The sequence below is a fragment of the Paracoccus zeaxanthinifaciens ATCC 21588 genome, from assembly GCF_000420145.1.
Lineage (GTDB): Bacteria > Pseudomonadota > Alphaproteobacteria > Rhodobacterales > Rhodobacteraceae > Paracoccus > Paracoccus zeaxanthinifaciens.
Map to the genome: position 1 here is coordinate 1 of NZ_ATUJ01000008.1, position 15,335 is coordinate 15,335.

Sequence of the window (15,335 nt, forward strand, 5' to 3'; positions counted from 1 at the left end):
AAACACGCCCATCTCGCTCCAGCGCTTCCACCGGTTGTAGAGCGTCTTGGGCGGGCCATACTCCCGGGGCGCATCGCACCACCGCAACCCATTGCGGTTGATGAAGATTATGCCGCTCAGCACGCGCCGGTCATCGACCCTCGGCTTACCATGGCTCTTGGGGAAGAACGGCTTCAGCCGCTCCATCTGTTCGTCCGTCAGCCAGAAAAGATTACTCATGATGCCCCCACCTGTTTGGGAGCGTGAATCACGCCGACAGGACGGCATCAAGAAAATTAATGGGTCCTGACCCTAATGCAGGACCGCATCACCGTGCACCACATCGGCACCATCACCATCCAGGGCACGCAGGCCGACATCGCCGCCGCGCTGGCCCGCATGTCAGGGAGGAAGCCATGAGCAGATCCGACGACAAGCGCGAGGCCAAGGCGAAGGTCTATGCGCTGCAGGGCGGCCCGAACCCTTACCCGGAGGGGTCGCGCATGGCGGGCTTCTATGAGAAGTTCCGGGCGCATTATTGGGCCATGGAAGCGCGCTTCGACGACCTGGCCGAGGTCTACGGCGAGTTCAGGCCCGACAGGATAGAAGGGGAGAATGCATGAAGGAAGACGGCACGAAGAAGAACGCGATGTGCGACACACTGGATCTCCTGCTGCGCGGCGCGGGGATGATGTTCGTCGCCTTGATCGGCGTGGGGCTGGGGGCACTGGCGTTTGACGAGGGCGTTCTCAACGACACTTCCTACGGCCTGGCGATCCTGCAGTTCATCGGGGGCTCGATTGCCTTGGCCATGACGCCCTACGCGAAGTCCCGGAACAGACCCGGACCGTAGCGCGAAACTGGGAAACACATTGGGAAACATTCAGGGGGCTTCTGGCCCTCTGTTTTTTTGCCTTGTATTTGCTGGGCTTTATGGTGCCCGGAGGCGGATTCGAACCACCGACACGCGGATTTTCAATCCGCTGCTCTACCAACTGAGCTATCCGGGCCCCTGTGGCGACTGCTTCGTCGCCGGGTGTGGAGCGGTGTTTAGAAGGGGTTGGCGGGACTGTCCAGACCCAATCTCAACTTTTTATCGCCCTTCTTCTTCGTCCGATGAAATCTCTTCCAGGGGGGTGCCGGGGATGACGTATTGGCCCCGCAACCACTTGGCCAGATCCACATCCGCGCAGCGCTTCGAGCAGAACGGACGGTACCGTTCCACGCTGTCCTTGCTGCAGACGGGGCAGGCCATCAGCCCTGCCCCGAAGCCAGCAGCGACAGCGCCACGCGGTCGCGCTTGCGCGTCATCTCGAACAGGCCCATCGCGGTCCAGCCCAGCAGCGTCGCCTCGGCGCCCGACTGGCGGAAGACCGATTGCATCACCTGGTCCAGCGTCGCGCGGTCGCGCTTGGGCATGGGGGCGAAATCGACCGCGATCTGGCCGCCGATGCCGCGCAGCGCCAGCTGCCGCGGCAGGTCGCGGGCCAGCCCGATATTCGCTTTCAGCCCTGCAGCGGGCGAGCTGTCGGCCCCGGTATTCACGTCGATCGCAGTCAGCGCCCGCGTCGTCTCGATCCAGGCATGACCGCCGCCGGGCAGCGCGATGCGCGGCGACAGCAGCTCGTCCACGGCGTCCAGCACGTTGCAGCGCTCGAAGCTGTCATCGCCCTCCTCGACCGAATCGGGCTGGGGGTCGTTCCAGTCCAGCGCCGCCAGTTCATGCGGGGACGGTGCGTCCAGCAGCAGCTCGGGCCCGCCATCCGCATCGGCCAGGATCTGGTCCGCAAGGCCGGCCAGCTCGGCGATCTCGGCGGCGATGTCGTCGTCATCGGCGCCTTCGGCCGCGCTGCGCAGGATCGCGCCATAGGCGCGCTCGCCCATCGCGTCGCGGCCGAGCTGCTCCAGCTCCTCTCGGCGGGCGGTCTCGCGGATGCGGCGCGAGACGTTGATCCCCGCGGCCCCCGGCGTCACCAGCGCAAGCGCGCCGCGGAAGATCAGCTTGTTCGAGACGGGGATCGCCTTCCCCTCCTCGGCGACGCCGCTGATCTGCACCAGGATGCTGCCGCCCTCGGTCAGGCCGCGCCGTTCGCGAAGATAGCCGCTGGCCCCGTTCGGCAGGCGCAGGAACACACCGCCCTGCCCCTTCATGAAGCGCCCGACGGTGGCGCGGCAGATCGCGCCGGGGGCAAGATCGGTGATCGCATCGGGCGCGACCAGCAGATCGACAAGCTGGCCGTCCTGCATCAGTGCGGCGGCTTCCTGGCCGAAGATGCGGCCCAGAACGATTTCACGTCCCTTCATGCGTTTGCTCCTTCAGGGGCGGGAAAGATGCCTGCCGATGCAAGCAGGCTGGCGGTTTCCGACAGGGGCAGGCCGACCACGGCCGAGTGCGACCCCTCGATCCAGGGGATGAAGGCGGCGGCGGCGCCCTGGATGGCATAGCCCCCGGCCTTGCCCTCCCAGTCGCCGATATCGAGGTAACGCTCCAGCGATGCCTCGTCGATGGGACGCATCCGGACGCGGGTGGTCACCAGCCTTTCGCGGATGCCGTTCGCGTCGCGCACGGCAAGCGCGGTCAGGACCAGGTGCCTGCGCCCCGACATCAGCCGCATGAAGCCTGCGGCCTCGGCGCGGTTCTCGGGCTTGCCCAGGATGCGGCGCCCGACGCTGACGGTGGTATCGGCGGTCAGCACGACCTCGTTCGGGGCGACGTCCAGCGCCTCGGCCTTCTGACGGGCCATGCGGCGGACATAGTCGCGGGCGTTCTCGTGCTGGTGGGGGGTCTCGTCGATATCGGCCGGTCGCAACGCGGCCGGCCTGATACCAATCTGGGACAGAAGCTCCAGCCTGCGAGGGCTGGCCGAGCCGAGGATCAACCGTTTCGTGGCGATGCCGGCCATCTGCGGACCTCCGTTGGCGGGGGTCTTACTTGAAGCGATAATTGATCCGGCCCTTGGTCAGATCGTAGGTGTTCATCTCGACCTGAACGCGGTCGCCAGCAAGGACGCGGATGCGGTTCTTCCGCATCTTTCCTGCCATATGCGCAATGATCTCATGGCCGTTTTCAAGCTCGACCCGGAATGTCGCATTGGGCAGGAGTTCCTTCACGACGCCGGGAAATTCGAGCATTTCTTCCTTGGCCATGGTCACTCCATAATGATCGTTCCGCAGGATTCGGAACGCAGAGTAAATGCGTCCGACCGGAGAGGATTTCAAGGAAAAAGAGCGGGCTCACGCCGTTTCACGGCCCTTCGGGGCGCCTTCCTCGGCGGAAGGGGGGCTGCGGAACGGGTCCGGGCGGCTCAGATCGACGGGCGGGGCGGCGGGGCGCAGGGGCTGTGCGGTATCGGTCGCGGCACGGGACGCGGGGTCCGAAAGGCGCAGCGCGTGGCAGCCCTCGGCCTCGCCCAGGCGTCCGCGCGACAGGACCTGGCCGTCGCCCGTCTCCAGCGTGGCATCCTGAAGTGCGGCCTTGGGAAGATAGAGAAGCCTGCCCCTCAGCATCGCGCGCAGGTCCCCAAGCGATACGGTCTTGCGGCACAACACGCCCTGCAATTCTACGACCGCCTCCTGCATCGGGGGCGCAAGGCTGGGGCGCGGAGCCGCCGGTCGGGGCGCGGGTCGCGCCGGTGCCGTCACGGGGGCCGCAACCTCCTGCCCCTGCGGCAGGATCAGCATGACGCGCCCCTCGCGGACATCGCCCGCGCCCAGCCGGACCTGCATGTCGATGCTGCGATGGGCCACATCCTCCAGCATCAGCGCAAGGGGGCGGGCATCCTCGAGATGGGTCAGGAAACGGAAGCCCGCGATGGGCGCATAGCCGGGGATCGCGCGCATCTCGGATGTCAGCTCGGTCAGGAAGCGGTCGATGAAATCCGCGCACAGGGCCGCATCGCTTCGGGTGGGCCTGCGGCGATCGAGGGGGCGCGCCGTGACGCGCCCGAGGGCCTGCACCTCGATCAGCGCGGCCGCGACCTCGGGGGACAGCGCAATTGCGCCAAGCTGCTCGCCCGGGCCCTGAAGCAGCGCCAGCAGCGGCATGTCGGGCAGCAGTTCGGGCAGTTCGGCAAGGGTCAGCACGCCCGGCGTCACCGCAAGCGAACGCAGCGGCAGCGAGTAGAGCGCCTCGGCCGCGCGACCGATGGCTGCGGCGGCAGCGCGGGCGGGCGTCACCTTGGGCGCGGGCGGCAGATCGGGCGTTTCGGCCGCGACGGGATCGTCGCGCCGCTTCAGCAATCCGCGCAGCACCGTGCCGCGCGTTTCCGTCCGTTCCGTATCGCCTGCAGTCATGTCACGCCCGAATCGCAGCCCCGTTCGCGCTCAGCCTGACCCTAATCCGGTTTCCAAACCGTTAAGCCTGCTGAACGGGCGGGCGCGCCGGCAGCACGATGCGGAACGCAGCCCCGCCCTGCCCCGGCAGATAGCTGATCGAACCGCCAAGTGTCTCCATGATCTCCTTGCAGATCGCCAGACCCAGCCCCGCGCCGCCGGCCTTCGCGGGGTCGTTCAAACGCGAGAATTTCTCGAAGATCAGCGACTGGCGGCCCGCGTCGATACCGCTGCCATTGTCCACGATGTCGATGACCGCACCCCCGGTATCGGGCCTGCGCACCCGGATGCGCAGCGCCGGATAGGGGGCGTCGCAGTATTTCCGCGCATTGCCGATGACGTTGATCAGCACCTGCAGCAGCCGGTCCGCGTCGGTGATCACGCCCAGATGCTCGGACGGCAGATCGCGGTCGATGACGAAGCTGCGTTCGGGCCGCGTGGCCGATGCGGCGGCCAGCGCGCGGGCGATCAGGTCGTGCAGGTTCGCTGCCGTCACCGACAGTTGCGCGCGCCCGCTTTCGAGGACGGACAGGTCCAGAAGGTCGTCCAGGATGCGGGTCAGGCGTCCGGCCTCGTCATGGATGATACCCGCGAATTTCTTGCGTTCCTCGTCGCTTAGGGACGAATCCTTAAGTATTTCCGAGAATGCCCGGACCGAGGTCATGGGCGTGCGCAGCTCGTGGCTGATCTGCCCCAGAAAGGCGTCCTTCTGCACCGACAGCGCGGTCAGCTTGTCGTTCACCTCTCGCAGCTGACGGGCGGTGCGGGCCAGCTCGGATCGCGCGGCCTCGAGCCGCTGCGTCTCCTCCTTGGCGCGGTGGGCCTCGTCGGCGACCTGCAGCAGGTCCGACACCGTCAGCGCGACGCCCCCCGCCACGCGGTCGATCATCGCATGCGCGGTGGCCGATCCGATGGACCCTGCCAGCCGCCGTTCCAGCGCGGTCAGGAAGCGCGGCGTCAGGTCGGGCAGGAAGCCGGACTTGCCCTGGGCCTGCGCCTCGGCCTGGAAATAGCGCAGCGCGGCATCCGGGCCCCAGACGCGGCGGGCCATCGCCAGAAGCGGCTCGGCCCGATCGTCGCCGCGCGCCATGCGGCTGTGGCGGATCGGCTCGACCGCGGACACGAAGGACAGGCCCTGCAGACGCTCGACCGGGTCGGGAAAGCCGAAGATCGACACGCCGATGAAGGCCGCCGTGTTCAGCGCCAGCGACAGCGCGACGGCCGCGGTCCAGGGATCGACCCCCGCAGGGACCGGCAGATCGCCCCCCATCCCGACCGAGGGCAGGAAGATCAGCGCCATCCAAAGCGCGAACCCCGTGCAGATCCCCGCATAGGCACCCTTGCGGTTCGCACCCCGCCACAGCAGCCCGCCCAACATCGCGGGCAGCACCTGCGCCATGCCGGTAAAGGCCACCAGTCCCATTGCCGCCAGCGCCGCCGCCCCGCCCGAGGCCTGGTGATAGGTCCAGCCCGCCGCCATGATCGCAAGGATCGCGAGCCGCCGCGCGTTCAGCACGAAGCCACGCAGGTCGTCCGTACCCTCGCCCGCGGGAATCCGCCGCAGCGCCAGCCAGCCCGGCACCAGCCAGTGGTTCGACACCATCGTCGCCACCGCGATCGCGCATACCACCACCATCGAGGTCGCCGCCGAGAACCCGCCCAGAAAGACCAGCAGCGCCAGAAGGTCCTGCCCCGCAGCAGCAGGCAGCGTCAGCACGTAAAGGTCGGGGTTGGCCCCCGGCGGCAGGATCTCGGCCCCCATCACGGCGATGGGCAGCACGAACAGCGACATCGCGAACAGATATGCCGGAAAGGCCCAGCCCGCGACATGCAGGCGCTCCTCGTCGGCGGCCTCGACGACCATGACCTGGAACATGCGCGGCAGCGTCAGGATCGCGGCACCCGAGACGAGGATCAGCGCCGTCCAGCGGTCGGGCTGCAGCACCCACCCGCCCGCAAAGCGCGGATCCTGCGCCGCGTCCCCGATCCGGCGCAGCATGTCCACCGGCCCGTCGGCCAACCCCCATACGACGAAGACCCCAAGCGCCATGAACGCCGCCAGCTTCACCACCGCCTCGAGCGCGATGGCGGTCACGACCCCGTGGTGGCGTTCGTCGGCGGCAAGGTTCCTCGTGCCGAACAGGATGGTGAACAGCGCCAGCCCCCCCGCCACCCACATCGCGGTATTGCCAAGCGCTCCGTTCTCGGACGGGCGGCTGGTCGCGAACAGCTCGAACGAGAGGCGCACGGATTGCAGCTGCAGCGCGATATAGGGGGTCGAGGCGATGACCGCGATCAGCGTCACGATGGCCGCCAGCCGGTTCGATTTGCCGAACCGCGCCGAGATCAGGTCCGCGACCGAGGTGACGTGATGCATCCGCGCGACCCGCACCAGCCGCCGCAATCCCCACCACGCGCCGGTGAAGACGATGGTCGGGCCAAGATAGATGGTCGCGAATTCCAGCCCCGACCGCGACGCGTATCCGACCGCGCCATAGAAGGTCCAGGCGCTGCAATAGACCGACAGCGACAGGGTATAGACCAGCGGGTGGTCCAGCCAGCGCACATGGCCCGCAGCCGCCGCGCGATCCGCGGCATAGGCCACGCCGAACATCAGCGCGACATAGCACAGGCAGGTCGCCAGCAGGGCCTCAAACGGCATCCGGGTGATCCTCGGCGGCGCGGTTTGCGGTGGCCTCCGCCCGCAGCAGGGCGCGGTGCAGCGCGAAGACCGCAAGGATCAGCGCGGCCCACAGGCCAAAGAACCAGACGGCCCCCGTGGCAAAGCTGATCGCGGCGGGCATCCACCAGACCGGCACCAGCATCAGGACCATCGCAAGGACCGGCAGCACGCGCGCCGCATCGCCCAGCCTGCGCCTGCGAAACGAGGCGCGTTCAAGGAACAGCGGCCGCTCAGGCACGGATCAGCCTTCGGACCAGCCTGCGCAATTCGTCATTGTCGAAAGGCTTGGCCAGGACCGCGTCGGCCTGCTCGGCGGCCTCGGTATCGCCGCGCGCAGTCAGCATCAGCACCGGCGTCGCCGCAAGCGAGGCGTCGGGCGCCTGCCGCAGGTCCAGCAATATCTCGGCCCCCGAGCGGTTGGGCAACATCAGGTCCAGGATGACCAGCCGGGGACGGCGCGTGCTGATCGCCTCGACCCCGCCTGCCCCGTCGACATGCAGATCCACCTGCCAGCCGTCGCGCGACAGGATGAAGCGGACCGCCTCCGCGATGTTGGGTTCATCCTCGATCATCAGGATGTCAGGCTGCATCCGGCTCCCCTCCGACGACGCGCCCGTGATATTGTCCCGCAGGCGGCCCGCTTGTCAAAGGCCCGTGCGCGGCCCCTGCGGCACCAGGATCGAGGGTTCGCGCCGCGCCACGCAATCGCTGCGCGGGCAGATGCGGCAGGCGGGGCCCACGGGCAGCGCATCGTCGGGCGCGGGCCCGTCCAGCGGGATCATCAGCATCGTCGCCTCGGTCAGCCAGGGGCCGTGCAGGCCAAGGGGTTGGCGGCGGCTGGAATGACTGATCGTGGCGAACGCTCGGCCCTCGGTCGTGACGACGTGATGGGCCAGCGCGACCTGAGGCGCGGCCAGCGCCTGGAACAGCGGCCACAGCGCGCAGCTGTCGCCCGGGCGCGGCAGGGCAAAGCCCTTGGCGGCGCGGCGCAGCGTCAGCATCCCCGATGCATCGCAGACCAGCAGCCCCGCGCCCGCGAAACCCTCGGGTTGCAGATCGACGATGCGGCGCATCACCAGATCGACGGGCAGGTCCAGCCGCGCGGCAAGCGCCACCACGTCGCGATCGGCGCGCAGGCCGTCCAGCAGCGCCTGGTCCGGCAGCATCTGCCGGTCCCGCGCAAGACGCTGGCCTATGCCCGCAGCCATCTGCCGCGCCGCGTCCGAGGACAGCTGGATCGCCGGATCGGCCCCGTCGGCCAGCCATGCCTCGACCTCTTCCTGGGGCGAGGCGGCGGTGCCCTCGGCCTCGAAGCTGTCCAGATAGGCCACGAGCGATTGCGCGGTGACCGACAGGCGCTGGCTGTCCTGGTGCAGGTTGGCGTGGAACCGGTCGCGCCATTCGGGGGCGACCTCACCATCCTCGACCAGGATCGCGGCGGTCGAACGGACCGAGGTGACCGCCGACAGCACCTCGTGCATGGTCGTCAGCAGATAGGGATCCTGCGTCATGCGGTCCGACATGTCCACAAGCTGCCGTTCCAGCGATGCCGCGCGCCGCGACTGGGCGATCAGCAGCTCGGACCAGCCGGGATATCGGGCCAGGAACTCGGCCAGCTGCTCCAGCTCGGGGGGGCTGTCGCCGGCGACGGGATGGGCCGCAGCCTCGCGCAGCGCGGCGATGCGGACCTCCTCGCGGCCCTCGGACAGCTCCTCGGGGGTGATCTGCAGCTCGGCCGCCAGCTTTTCCAGCAGTTCGGCGCTGACGGGTCGGCGGTTATGCTCGATCAGGTTCAGGTAGGCGGGCGAGATGCCGACCGCACGCGCCACGTCGCTTTGACGGCGGTCCTGCGCCATGCGGCGTTCGCGGATGCGCGTGCCCAGCAGGACGTTCGGCCCCGCGCCGCTGTCACGCGCGGGTGTCACAGTGCGATCCCGTGCCGCCCCGCCAGATCGGTGAAGAACTGCCACGCGACCCGACCCGAGCGCGACCCGCGCGTGGCCTGCCACTCGATCGCCTGCGCGCGCAGGTCGTCCGCACCGATGCGCAGGCCATATGCCGCGCAATAGCCGTCGATCATCGACAGGAACTGGTCCTGATCGCAGGGGTGGAAGCCCAGCCACAGGCCGAAGCGATCCGACAGCGACACCTTCTCCTCGACGGCCTCGGCGGGGTGGATGGCGGATGAACGCTCGTTCTCGATCATGTCGCGGGGCATCAGGTGACGGCGGTTCGACGTGGCATAGAGGATGACGTTCGACGGACGCCCGCTGATCCCGCCATCCAGCACGGCCTTGAGCGACTTGTACTGCGTGTCGTCATGGCTGAAGGACAGATCGTCGGAAAACAGCACGAAGCGCTTGTCGGGGGCCGCGGCCAACAGCGACAGCAGCCGCCCCACCGATGCAAGATCCTCTCGCGCGATCTCGACCAGGACCAGGGGAAGGTTCTCGGCCACGGCGCGGGCATGGACGGCCTTCACCAGCGAGGATTTCCCCATCCCCCGCGCACCCCACAGCAGGGCGTTGTTCGCCGCGTGGCCGCGCGCGAATTGCAGCGTGTTGGCCAGCAGCGTGCGCTTGGCGCCGTCGATGCCCAGCAGCAGGTCCAGATCCTGCCGGTCCACATCGGGCACGGGGACCAGCCCCTCGGGGTCGGTGCGCCAGACGAAGGCGGTCGAGGCGTCGAAATCGGGGGCCGGACGCGGGGGCGGCGACATCCGCTCCAGCGCGTCGGCGATGCGGGTCAGAACCTCGGTCACTCGTCCTCCTCGACCCACAGACCCTGCGCGCGCAGCTCGGCCTCGCGGCGTTTCTCGATGCGGGCGACAAGCTGGATCGAGATCTCGTAGAGGCCATAGACCACGGTGAACAGCACCACCTGCGAGATGACGTCGGGCGGGGTCGCGACCGCGGCAAGCACCAGGATCGCCAGCACCGCATAGCGGCGAACGGCGCCCAGCCCCTCGGCGGACACGAGGCCCGCCTTGCCAAGCAGCGTCAGCGCGACCGGCAGCTGGAAGCTGAGCCCGAAGGCCAGCAGGAACTTCATCGTCAGCGCAAGATATTCCTGCATCGAGCCCTGGAAGGCGATGCCGGCCACGTCGCGCGTGGTCGTCACCTCGTCCGCGGTCGCCACGACAGGCGCCTGCTGAAATCCGAGGAAGAAGTCGTAAGCCATTGGCAAAATGACATAATACGCAAATGTCGCACCGATGGCGAACATCACCGGAGAGGCGATCAGGAACGGCAGGAATGCCGCCTTCTCGGACCGGTAGAGGCCCGGCGCGATGAAGCGCCACAGCTGGTTGCCGATGACCGGGAAGGCCAGGACGAAGCCGCCGAAAAAGCTGATATTGACCGCGGTGAAGAAGCCTTCCTGCAGCTTGATGATCTGCAGCTGGCAGCTCTGGTCGCGTTCGGCCAGCGCCTGGCAGATCGGCTGGGTCAGGATGTTGTAGATCGGCTTCCAGACGGTGTAGCACAGCACCATCGCGATGACGAAGGCCACCAGCGACCAGATGATGCGGGTGCGAAGCTCGGCCAGATGCTCGATCAGCGGGGCCGAGCTGTCGTCGATCTCGTCCTCGGGACGCGTCGTGTTGTCGGCCACGTCAGTCGTCTTTCATGTCGGAGCGGCGAACCGGATGCAGGCTGCGGCCAGTTGCGTCGGGGGTCGCGTCGGAGGTTTCCGGCACCGCCGCATCGGCGGCCCCGGGCGTTTCGGGGGCAGCGGGTTCGGGTGCGGCGGGGTCGGCCTGCACACCGCCCTTGGCGGCGGGCATCTTCGGCTCCCACTTCTCGAACCGGTCGGCGGCACGGTCCAGCGCGTCGAGGCCAAGCCCCTTCTTGCTGGTCAGGGACTTCATGTCGCGCAGCGATCCCGCAGCCTCGTCCAGGCCGGAACTGCGGGCGGCGTCTTCCATCGCCGAGGTGAATTCGCGGCCCATCGCGCGCACGCGCGCCATGATGCGGCCAAGCGAATGGAACAGATGCGGCAGGTCCTTGGGACCCACCACGATCAGGGCGACGATGCCGATAAGCAGCAGCTCGCTCCAGCCGATATCCAGCATGGGACGCGCCTTTCCGGGATCAGCTGCGGTCGGTCGTGTGCGGCGTCACGTCGCGCGCGGTCTTGCCGGGGACTTCCTCGTCGGTCTTCGAGGCGTTCTCGATCTCGTCCGCGCCGTCCTTGACGCCTTTCTTGAAGGCGGTGATTCCCTTGCCCACTTCGCCCATCAGCGACGAGATCTTGCCCCGTCCGAACAGGACAAGCACGACGACCGCGATCAGAAGAAGGCCGGGAAGGCCGATATTGTTCAGCATTTGACACTCCATCGCCGGGCGGTCCGACCGCCCGCGTGGCCATGTCTAAAAGGTCGCGGCGGCATTTGCAAAGCCCTTTGACGTGAACGCGCCACCTTGGCACGGCCCGCCGGTCGCGCGATAAGGCGGCATGGACATGGCCGCATACATCACCGCCTTCGTCACGCTGTTCGTGGTCATCGACCCGATCGGCCTGACGCCGGTCTTCATCGCGCTGACGCCCGGCCAATCGGCCGAGCAGCGCCGCCGCATCGGCATCCGCGCGCTGTTCATCGCCGCGATCCTGCTGATGGTCTTCGGCCTTGCAGGAGAGGCGATCCTGTCGGGCATCGGGATCTCGATCTCGGCGTTCCGGATCGCGGGCGGGCTGCTGCTGTTCCTGACGGCGCTGGACATGCTGTTCGAGCGCCGGACCGAGCGCCGCGAGGACAAGGCCGACAGCGACGATCCCGACCACGACCCTTCGGTCTTTCCGCTGGCCATGCCGCTTCTGGCCGGTCCCGGTGCGCTGGCCACGATGATCCTGCTGGTGGGCGAGGGTCCGAGCGTGGCGCATGTGCTGATGGTCAACCTGGTGATGCTGGCCGTGCTTGGCATCTGCATGGTCCTGTTCGTGCTGGCGACGCCCCTGGCGCGCGCCTTGGGCCGGACCGGCGTCATGGTCGTCACGCGCCTTCTGGGCATGCTGCTGGCGGCGCTGTCGGTGCAGTTCGTGATCGACGGGCTGAAAGGCTCGGGGCTGTTCTGATGGGCGCGGGGGACTGGCCCAGCCTCGTCTTCTACGGCCTGCTTCTGGTCTTTATCGGCGGCGCCGTCATCGTCGAATTCAGCGGTCGCGGGGGTCGCGCCATCCGCATGGCGGCCGTCTGGGCCGTGATCTTCGCGGCGGGCACGCTGGCCGCCGACTGGTGGATGGGGTCGGAACAGACCGTCACGCAGGACGGTCGCCGGATCGAGGCCCGCGCCGGCCCGAACGGGCATTTCCACCTGACCGCCGACGTGAACGGGCAGCCCGTCCGCTTCATCGTCGATACCGGCGCGACGGGGATCGCCCTGACGCGCGAGGATGCCGCGCGGCTGGGGCTGGACCCCGACAACCTTCGCTTCGACGGGCAGGCCATGACCGCGAATGGCGACGTGCCGACTGCGCGGGTGCGGCTGGACCGCTTCACTCTGGGCGGGATCGAGGATCGCGCCGTCCCCGCCACGGTCGTCGGCGGGGATCTGGGCGCGTCGCTGCTGGGGATGAGCTATCTCCGCCGCTTTGCCCGCGTCAGCTTCGAGGGCGAGAGGCTCATCCTCGAACGCTGATCACTTCGCGAAGGGGCGCACCATCTTCACGTCGGATGCGCCACCCTCGGCCATGCCGGTCAGTTCGGCATTGAAGGCGACGGTATGGGGCGCGTCGATATGGGTGCGGAACGCGGCCTCGTCGCGATATTCCTCGACGATGGTGATGCCGCGCCCGTCAGGGCCGTCACCCAGGTAGATGTCGAACAAGAGGTTCCCCTCTTCGGCGCGGACATCCTGCGCAAGTTGCGCCAACCGATCCTCGACGGCCTGTTCCCGGCCCGCAAGGGGGGTGATGCGTGCGATCACGCCAATGGTCATGATGCGTCCTTTCCTGTCTGCGCCAGATGCGGCGCGGCAGCCCGGATAACGCCCCGGACCGCCCTGCGCCAGAGGTGGCGTTCAGGCGCCGATATCCAGCCGCACCGGAATGCCCTTGGCCGCGGGCGTGCCCGAGGCCAGGTCGTGGCGCGACAGCGGCGACAGGGGGTTCAGTTCCGGGAAATATCCCGCGATGCACCCCCGCGGCAGATCATAGGGCAGAACGCGCAGCCCCTCGACCCGGCGGCGGATGTTGTCATCTGCGGCACCGTCCAGCGCGATCCGCTGCTCGGGCTCCAGCCCTTCGGCCATCATGTCGTCGGGCGACATCATGATCAGCATCCGGTCGCCCTCGATCCCGCGCAGACGATCGCTGTAGCCATAGACGGTGGTGTTGAACTGGTCGTTCGACCGCAGCGTCATCAGGCGATAGACGCCCTGGCGTTCGCCCAGGCCCGTCTGGTCCAGTGCGACGGGGACCGTGAACTCGGCCTTGCCGCTGGCGGTGTGCCAGATGCGCTGCCCCGCATCGTTGCCGCGATAGAAGCCGCCCTCCCAGTGCATCCGCTCCTCGTAGTCGTAGAACTGCGCCGAGTAGATGCGGCTGATCGCCTTGCGGATCAGCGAATAGTCGCGCCCCCAATCCTGCCAGGGCAGGTTCGGGTTCGGCTCCAGCACGGCATCGGCAAGGGCGGTGATGATCGCGGTCTCGGATCGCAGGGTCGGGTCGGCGGGCTTGCGCCTGCCGATCGAGGCGTGGATGTGGCTGAAGCTGTCCTCCATGCTGACATGCTGGTTCACGCCGTCGCGGATGTCCTCTTCCTGCCGCACGAGGCAGGGCAGGATCCACGAGGACCGCCCCGGCAGCAGATGCGTGCGGTTGAGGCGCGTGGCGATATGGACGGTCAGCTGCATCCGGCCCCATGCTTCGGCCACGCGGTCCTGGTCGGGCACGGCGCGGACAAGATTGCCGCCCAGCCCGATATAGGCCTGCGCCTCTCCGTCCAGCAGCGCGTTGAGGAAGGCGGTCGTGTTCCAGCCCTCCTCCATCGGGGGTTCGATGCCGAATTCCTCGCGCAGGCGGTCGTTCGGGACCTGTTCGGGCTTTTCCGCGATGCCCACGGTGCGCTGGCCCTGCACGTTGGAATGGCCGCGGACGGGGCTGCATCCCGCACCGGGGCGGCCGATATTGCCGCGCAGCAGCAGCAGGTTCACCAGCGTCCCGATCGCGTCCGAGCCGTGGACATGCTGCGTCAGCCCCATGCCATAGATGCCCATGACGGCCTTCGCCTCGGCATAGATGCGGCCCGCATCCTCCATCTGGGCGCGCGGGATGCCCGCGACACGTTCAAGATCGTCCCATTCCTGCGCCCGCACCCAATCCATCCAGGGCTGAAGATCATGCGTATGCTCGGCCAGGAAGTCATGGTCCAGAACGCCGCCTTGGCTGTCCTCCAGTTCCAGCACATGCTTGGCGATGCCCGTCAGCACGGCGATGTCGCCGCCCGCGCGCACCTGAAGATAGCGGTCGGCGATCTCGGTCGCGCTGCCCATGGTCATCTGCCAGGGCCGCTGCGGGTTCGCGAATTCGATCAGGCCCTTTTCCTTCAGCGGGTTGATCGCGACGATGTGGCAGCCGCGTTCCGCCGCCTGCTGCAACGGGTGCAGGATGCGCGGGCTGTTCGTGCCGGGGTTCTGCCCGACATAGAAGATCGCGTCGCAATGCTGGAAATCGTCCAGCGTGCAGGTGCCCACGGGCGATCCAATCACCTTCTTCAGCGCGACCGAGGTCGTCTCGTGGCACATGTTGGAGCTGTCGGGCAGGTTGCAATGCCCCCAGGCCCGCGCGAACAGCGCCCAGAGGAAGGACGGCTCGAGCGCCGCCTTGCCCGAGGCATAGAAGCAGGTGCGCTTGGGGTCCAGCGCGCGCATCTCGGCGGCGATGGCGGCGATGGCCTCGTCCCAGTCCACCTCGAGATACCGGTCGGTTTCGGCGTCATAGCGCAGGGGACGGGTCAGGCGGCCCGCCATCTCGAGGTCATATTCGGACCATCCGTAAAGCTCGGTCACGGTATGGTCGCGGAAGAAATCGGGCGTGCAGCGGATGCTGGTCAGGTCCCAGGCGGTCGCCTTTGCGCCGTTCTCGCAGAACTCGACCTTGTGGGGGTGGCGCGGCTTGCCCCATGCGCAAGAGGTGCACATCGTGCCGCCCTGCTTGTTCTGGCGCAGCAGGGTTTCGGCCATGCCGGGCACGGGACGGGCGGCGCGTGTCACCTGCGCGATGCCGCGGGGCGACCCCCAGCCGCCGACCGGACCGTCATATGAATGGGGCGTGGGACGTTCGCGGTCGGTCATGGCTTCCTCGTATGTCGGTGGCACGGACAGCGTAATCGTCGAACGTGTCC

General features: G+C 67.9%; 20 protein-coding genes and 1 tRNA gene. 4 read left to right on the forward strand and 17 right to left on the reverse strand.

Annotation, left to right across the window (positions count from 1 at the left end; all coding sequences use genetic code 11):
- Positions 1 to 219, reverse strand: a 219-nt coding sequence (locus F804_RS0109080) for an IS5 family transposase (protein ID WP_022707564.1), incomplete at its 3' end; no start/stop codon positions are given.
- Positions 220 to 395: 176 nt separating this feature from the next.
- On the opposite strand from F804_RS0109080, the gene F804_RS0109090 reads away from it, so the two are divergent.
- The gene (locus F804_RS0109090; RefSeq protein WP_022707437.1) at positions 396 to 602 is read left to right on the forward strand and encodes a hypothetical protein; all 207 of its coding nucleotides are present in this window, start codon (positions 396 to 398) and stop codon (positions 600 to 602) included.
- Positions 599 to 832 carry a hypothetical protein gene (locus F804_RS0109095; protein ID WP_022707438.1) on the forward strand — a complete coding sequence of 78 codons (234 nt, stop codon included), beginning with the start codon at positions 599 to 601 and terminating at the stop codon, positions 830 to 832. The genes F804_RS0109090 and F804_RS0109095 overlap by 4 nt, the downstream gene beginning before the upstream one ends.
- An 81-nt stretch (positions 833 to 913) precedes the next feature.
- On the opposite strand, the gene F804_RS0109100 is transcribed toward F804_RS0109095, so the two are convergent.
- The 14 genes from F804_RS0109100 to F804_RS0109160 form a co-directional block, all read right to left on the reverse strand.
- A tRNA-Phe gene (locus F804_RS0109100) sits at positions 914 to 989 on the reverse strand.
- 83 nt (positions 990 to 1,072) lie between these two features.
- Complete coding sequence (locus tag F804_RS17180; RefSeq protein ID WP_084686558.1) at positions 1,073 to 1,234, reverse strand: DNA gyrase inhibitor YacG; 162 nt, start codon at positions 1,232 to 1,234, stop codon at positions 1,073 to 1,075.
- A complete protein-coding gene (locus F804_RS0109105) occupies positions 1,234 to 2,283 on the reverse strand; it encodes a ribonuclease E/G (protein WP_022707439.1) in 1,050 nt (349 codons plus the stop codon). Before F804_RS0109105 ends, F804_RS17180 begins: the two co-directional genes overlap by 1 nt.
- Positions 2,280 to 2,882, reverse strand: coding sequence for a Maf family protein (locus tag F804_RS0109110; RefSeq protein ID WP_022707440.1), 603 nt, complete (start codon positions 2,880 to 2,882; stop codon positions 2,280 to 2,282). The genes F804_RS0109105 and F804_RS0109110 overlap by 4 nt, the downstream gene beginning before the upstream one ends.
- A gap of 25 nt (positions 2,883 to 2,907) precedes the next feature.
- Entirely contained in the window at positions 2,908 to 3,126 is a 219-nt protein-coding gene (gene infA, locus F804_RS0109115; protein WP_022707441.1) for a translation initiation factor IF-1, read from the reverse strand.
- A gap of 87 nt (positions 3,127 to 3,213) precedes the next feature.
- A complete protein-coding gene (locus tag F804_RS16110; protein WP_022707442.1) occupies positions 3,214 to 4,272 on the reverse strand; it encodes a FliM/FliN family flagellar motor switch protein in 1,059 nt (352 codons plus the stop codon).
- Positions 4,273 to 4,333: 61 nt separating this feature from the next.
- Positions 4,334 to 6,973 carry a sensor histidine kinase gene (locus F804_RS0109125; protein ID WP_022707443.1) on the reverse strand — a complete coding sequence of 880 codons (2,640 nt, stop codon included), beginning with the start codon at positions 6,971 to 6,973 and terminating at the stop codon, positions 4,334 to 4,336.
- Positions 6,963 to 7,232: a hypothetical protein gene (locus F804_RS0109130; RefSeq protein ID WP_022707444.1), complete on the reverse strand. Its 270-nt coding sequence runs from the start codon at positions 7,230 to 7,232 to the stop codon at positions 6,963 to 6,965. Before F804_RS0109130 ends, F804_RS0109125 begins: the two co-directional genes overlap by 11 nt.
- Positions 7,225 to 7,584: a response regulator transcription factor gene (locus F804_RS0109135; protein WP_022707445.1), complete on the reverse strand. Its 360-nt coding sequence runs from the start codon at positions 7,582 to 7,584 to the stop codon at positions 7,225 to 7,227. The genes F804_RS0109130 and F804_RS0109135 overlap by 8 nt, the downstream gene beginning before the upstream one ends.
- 54 nt (positions 7,585 to 7,638) lie before the next feature.
- Positions 7,639 to 8,919, reverse strand: coding sequence for a helix-turn-helix transcriptional regulator (locus F804_RS0109140; RefSeq protein WP_022707446.1), 1,281 nt, complete (start codon positions 8,917 to 8,919; stop codon positions 7,639 to 7,641).
- On the reverse strand, positions 8,916 to 9,713 hold the full coding sequence (locus F804_RS0109145) for an ATP-binding protein (protein ID WP_051142346.1): 798 nt from the start codon (positions 9,711 to 9,713) through the stop codon (positions 8,916 to 8,918). Before F804_RS0109145 ends, F804_RS0109140 begins: the two co-directional genes overlap by 4 nt.
- Positions 9,714 to 9,751: 38 nt before the next feature.
- The gene (gene tatC / locus F804_RS0109150; RefSeq protein WP_022707448.1) at positions 9,752 to 10,606 is read right to left on the reverse strand and encodes a twin-arginine translocase subunit TatC; all 855 of its coding nucleotides are present in this window, start codon (positions 10,604 to 10,606) and stop codon (positions 9,752 to 9,754) included.
- 1 nt (position 10,607) lies between these two features.
- Positions 10,608 to 11,066 carry a Sec-independent protein translocase protein TatB gene (tatB, locus tag F804_RS0109155; RefSeq protein ID WP_022707449.1) on the reverse strand — a complete coding sequence of 153 codons (459 nt, stop codon included), beginning with the start codon at positions 11,064 to 11,066 and terminating at the stop codon, positions 10,608 to 10,610.
- A 19-nt stretch (positions 11,067 to 11,085) separates the two neighbouring features.
- Entirely contained in the window at positions 11,086 to 11,319 is a 234-nt protein-coding gene (locus tag F804_RS0109160; RefSeq protein WP_022707450.1) for a twin-arginine translocase TatA/TatE family subunit, read from the reverse strand.
- A gap of 130 nt (positions 11,320 to 11,449) precedes the next feature.
- On the opposite strand from F804_RS0109160, the gene F804_RS0109165 reads away from it, so the two are divergent.
- The gene (locus F804_RS0109165) at positions 11,450 to 12,067 is read left to right on the forward strand and encodes a MarC family protein (protein WP_022707451.1); all 618 of its coding nucleotides are present in this window, start codon (positions 11,450 to 11,452) and stop codon (positions 12,065 to 12,067) included.
- Complete coding sequence (locus tag F804_RS0109170; RefSeq protein ID WP_022707452.1) at positions 12,067 to 12,630, forward strand: retropepsin-like aspartic protease family protein; 564 nt, start codon at positions 12,067 to 12,069, stop codon at positions 12,628 to 12,630. The genes F804_RS0109165 and F804_RS0109170 overlap by 1 nt, the downstream gene beginning before the upstream one ends.
- On the opposite strand, the gene F804_RS0109175 is transcribed toward F804_RS0109170, so the two are convergent.
- Positions 12,631 to 12,930 (reverse strand): putative quinol monooxygenase, encoded by a 300-nt coding sequence (locus F804_RS0109175; protein ID WP_022707453.1) that lies wholly within the window; start codon positions 12,928 to 12,930, stop codon positions 12,631 to 12,633.
- 81 nt (positions 12,931 to 13,011) lie between these two features.
- Entirely contained in the window at positions 13,012 to 15,285 is a 2,274-nt protein-coding gene (locus F804_RS0109180) for an FdhF/YdeP family oxidoreductase (RefSeq protein ID WP_022707454.1), read from the reverse strand.
- Positions 15,286 to 15,335 lie beyond the last annotated feature (50 nt).

Coding starts and splice junctions, on each gene's coding strand:
- F804_RS0109090 (WP_022707437.1), top strand. CDS start 396: ATGAGCAGATCCGACGACAAGCGCGAGGCCAAGGCGAAGGTCTATGCG.
- F804_RS0109095 (WP_022707438.1), top strand. CDS start 599: ATGAAGGAAGACGGCACGAAGAAGAACGCGATGTGCGACACACTGGAT.
- F804_RS17180 (WP_084686558.1), bottom strand. CDS start 1,234: ATGGCCTGCCCCGTCTGCAGCAAGGACAGCGTGGAACGGTACCGTCCG.
- F804_RS0109105 (WP_022707439.1), bottom strand. CDS start 2,283: ATGAAGGGACGTGAAATCGTTCTGGGCCGCATCTTCGGCCAGGAAGCC.
- F804_RS0109110 (WP_022707440.1), bottom strand. CDS start 2,882: ATGGCCGGCATCGCCACGAAACGGTTGATCCTCGGCTCGGCCAGCCCT.
- infA (WP_022707441.1), bottom strand. CDS start 3,126: ATGGCCAAGGAAGAAATGCTCGAATTTCCCGGCGTCGTGAAGGAACTC.
- F804_RS16110 (WP_022707442.1), bottom strand. CDS start 4,272: ATGACTGCAGGCGATACGGAACGGACGGAAACGCGCGGCACGGTGCTG.
- F804_RS0109125 (WP_022707443.1), bottom strand. CDS start 6,973: ATGCCGTTTGAGGCCCTGCTGGCGACCTGCCTGTGCTATGTCGCGCTG.
- F804_RS0109135 (WP_022707445.1), bottom strand. CDS start 7,584: ATGCAGCCTGACATCCTGATGATCGAGGATGAACCCAACATCGCGGAG.
- F804_RS0109145 (WP_051142346.1), bottom strand. CDS start 9,713: ATGTCGCCGCCCCCGCGTCCGGCCCCCGATTTCGACGCCTCGACCGCC.
- tatB (WP_022707449.1), bottom strand. CDS start 11,066: ATGCTGGATATCGGCTGGAGCGAGCTGCTGCTTATCGGCATCGTCGCC.
- F804_RS0109160 (WP_022707450.1), bottom strand. CDS start 11,319: ATGCTGAACAATATCGGCCTTCCCGGCCTTCTTCTGATCGCGGTCGTC.
- F804_RS0109165 (WP_022707451.1), top strand. CDS start 11,450: ATGGACATGGCCGCATACATCACCGCCTTCGTCACGCTGTTCGTGGTC.
- F804_RS0109170 (WP_022707452.1), top strand. CDS start 12,067: ATGGGCGCGGGGGACTGGCCCAGCCTCGTCTTCTACGGCCTGCTTCTG.
- F804_RS0109175 (WP_022707453.1), bottom strand. CDS start 12,930: ATGACCATTGGCGTGATCGCACGCATCACCCCCCTTGCGGGCCGGGAA.
- F804_RS0109180 (WP_022707454.1), bottom strand. CDS start 15,285: ATGACCGACCGCGAACGTCCCACGCCCCATTCATATGACGGTCCGGTC.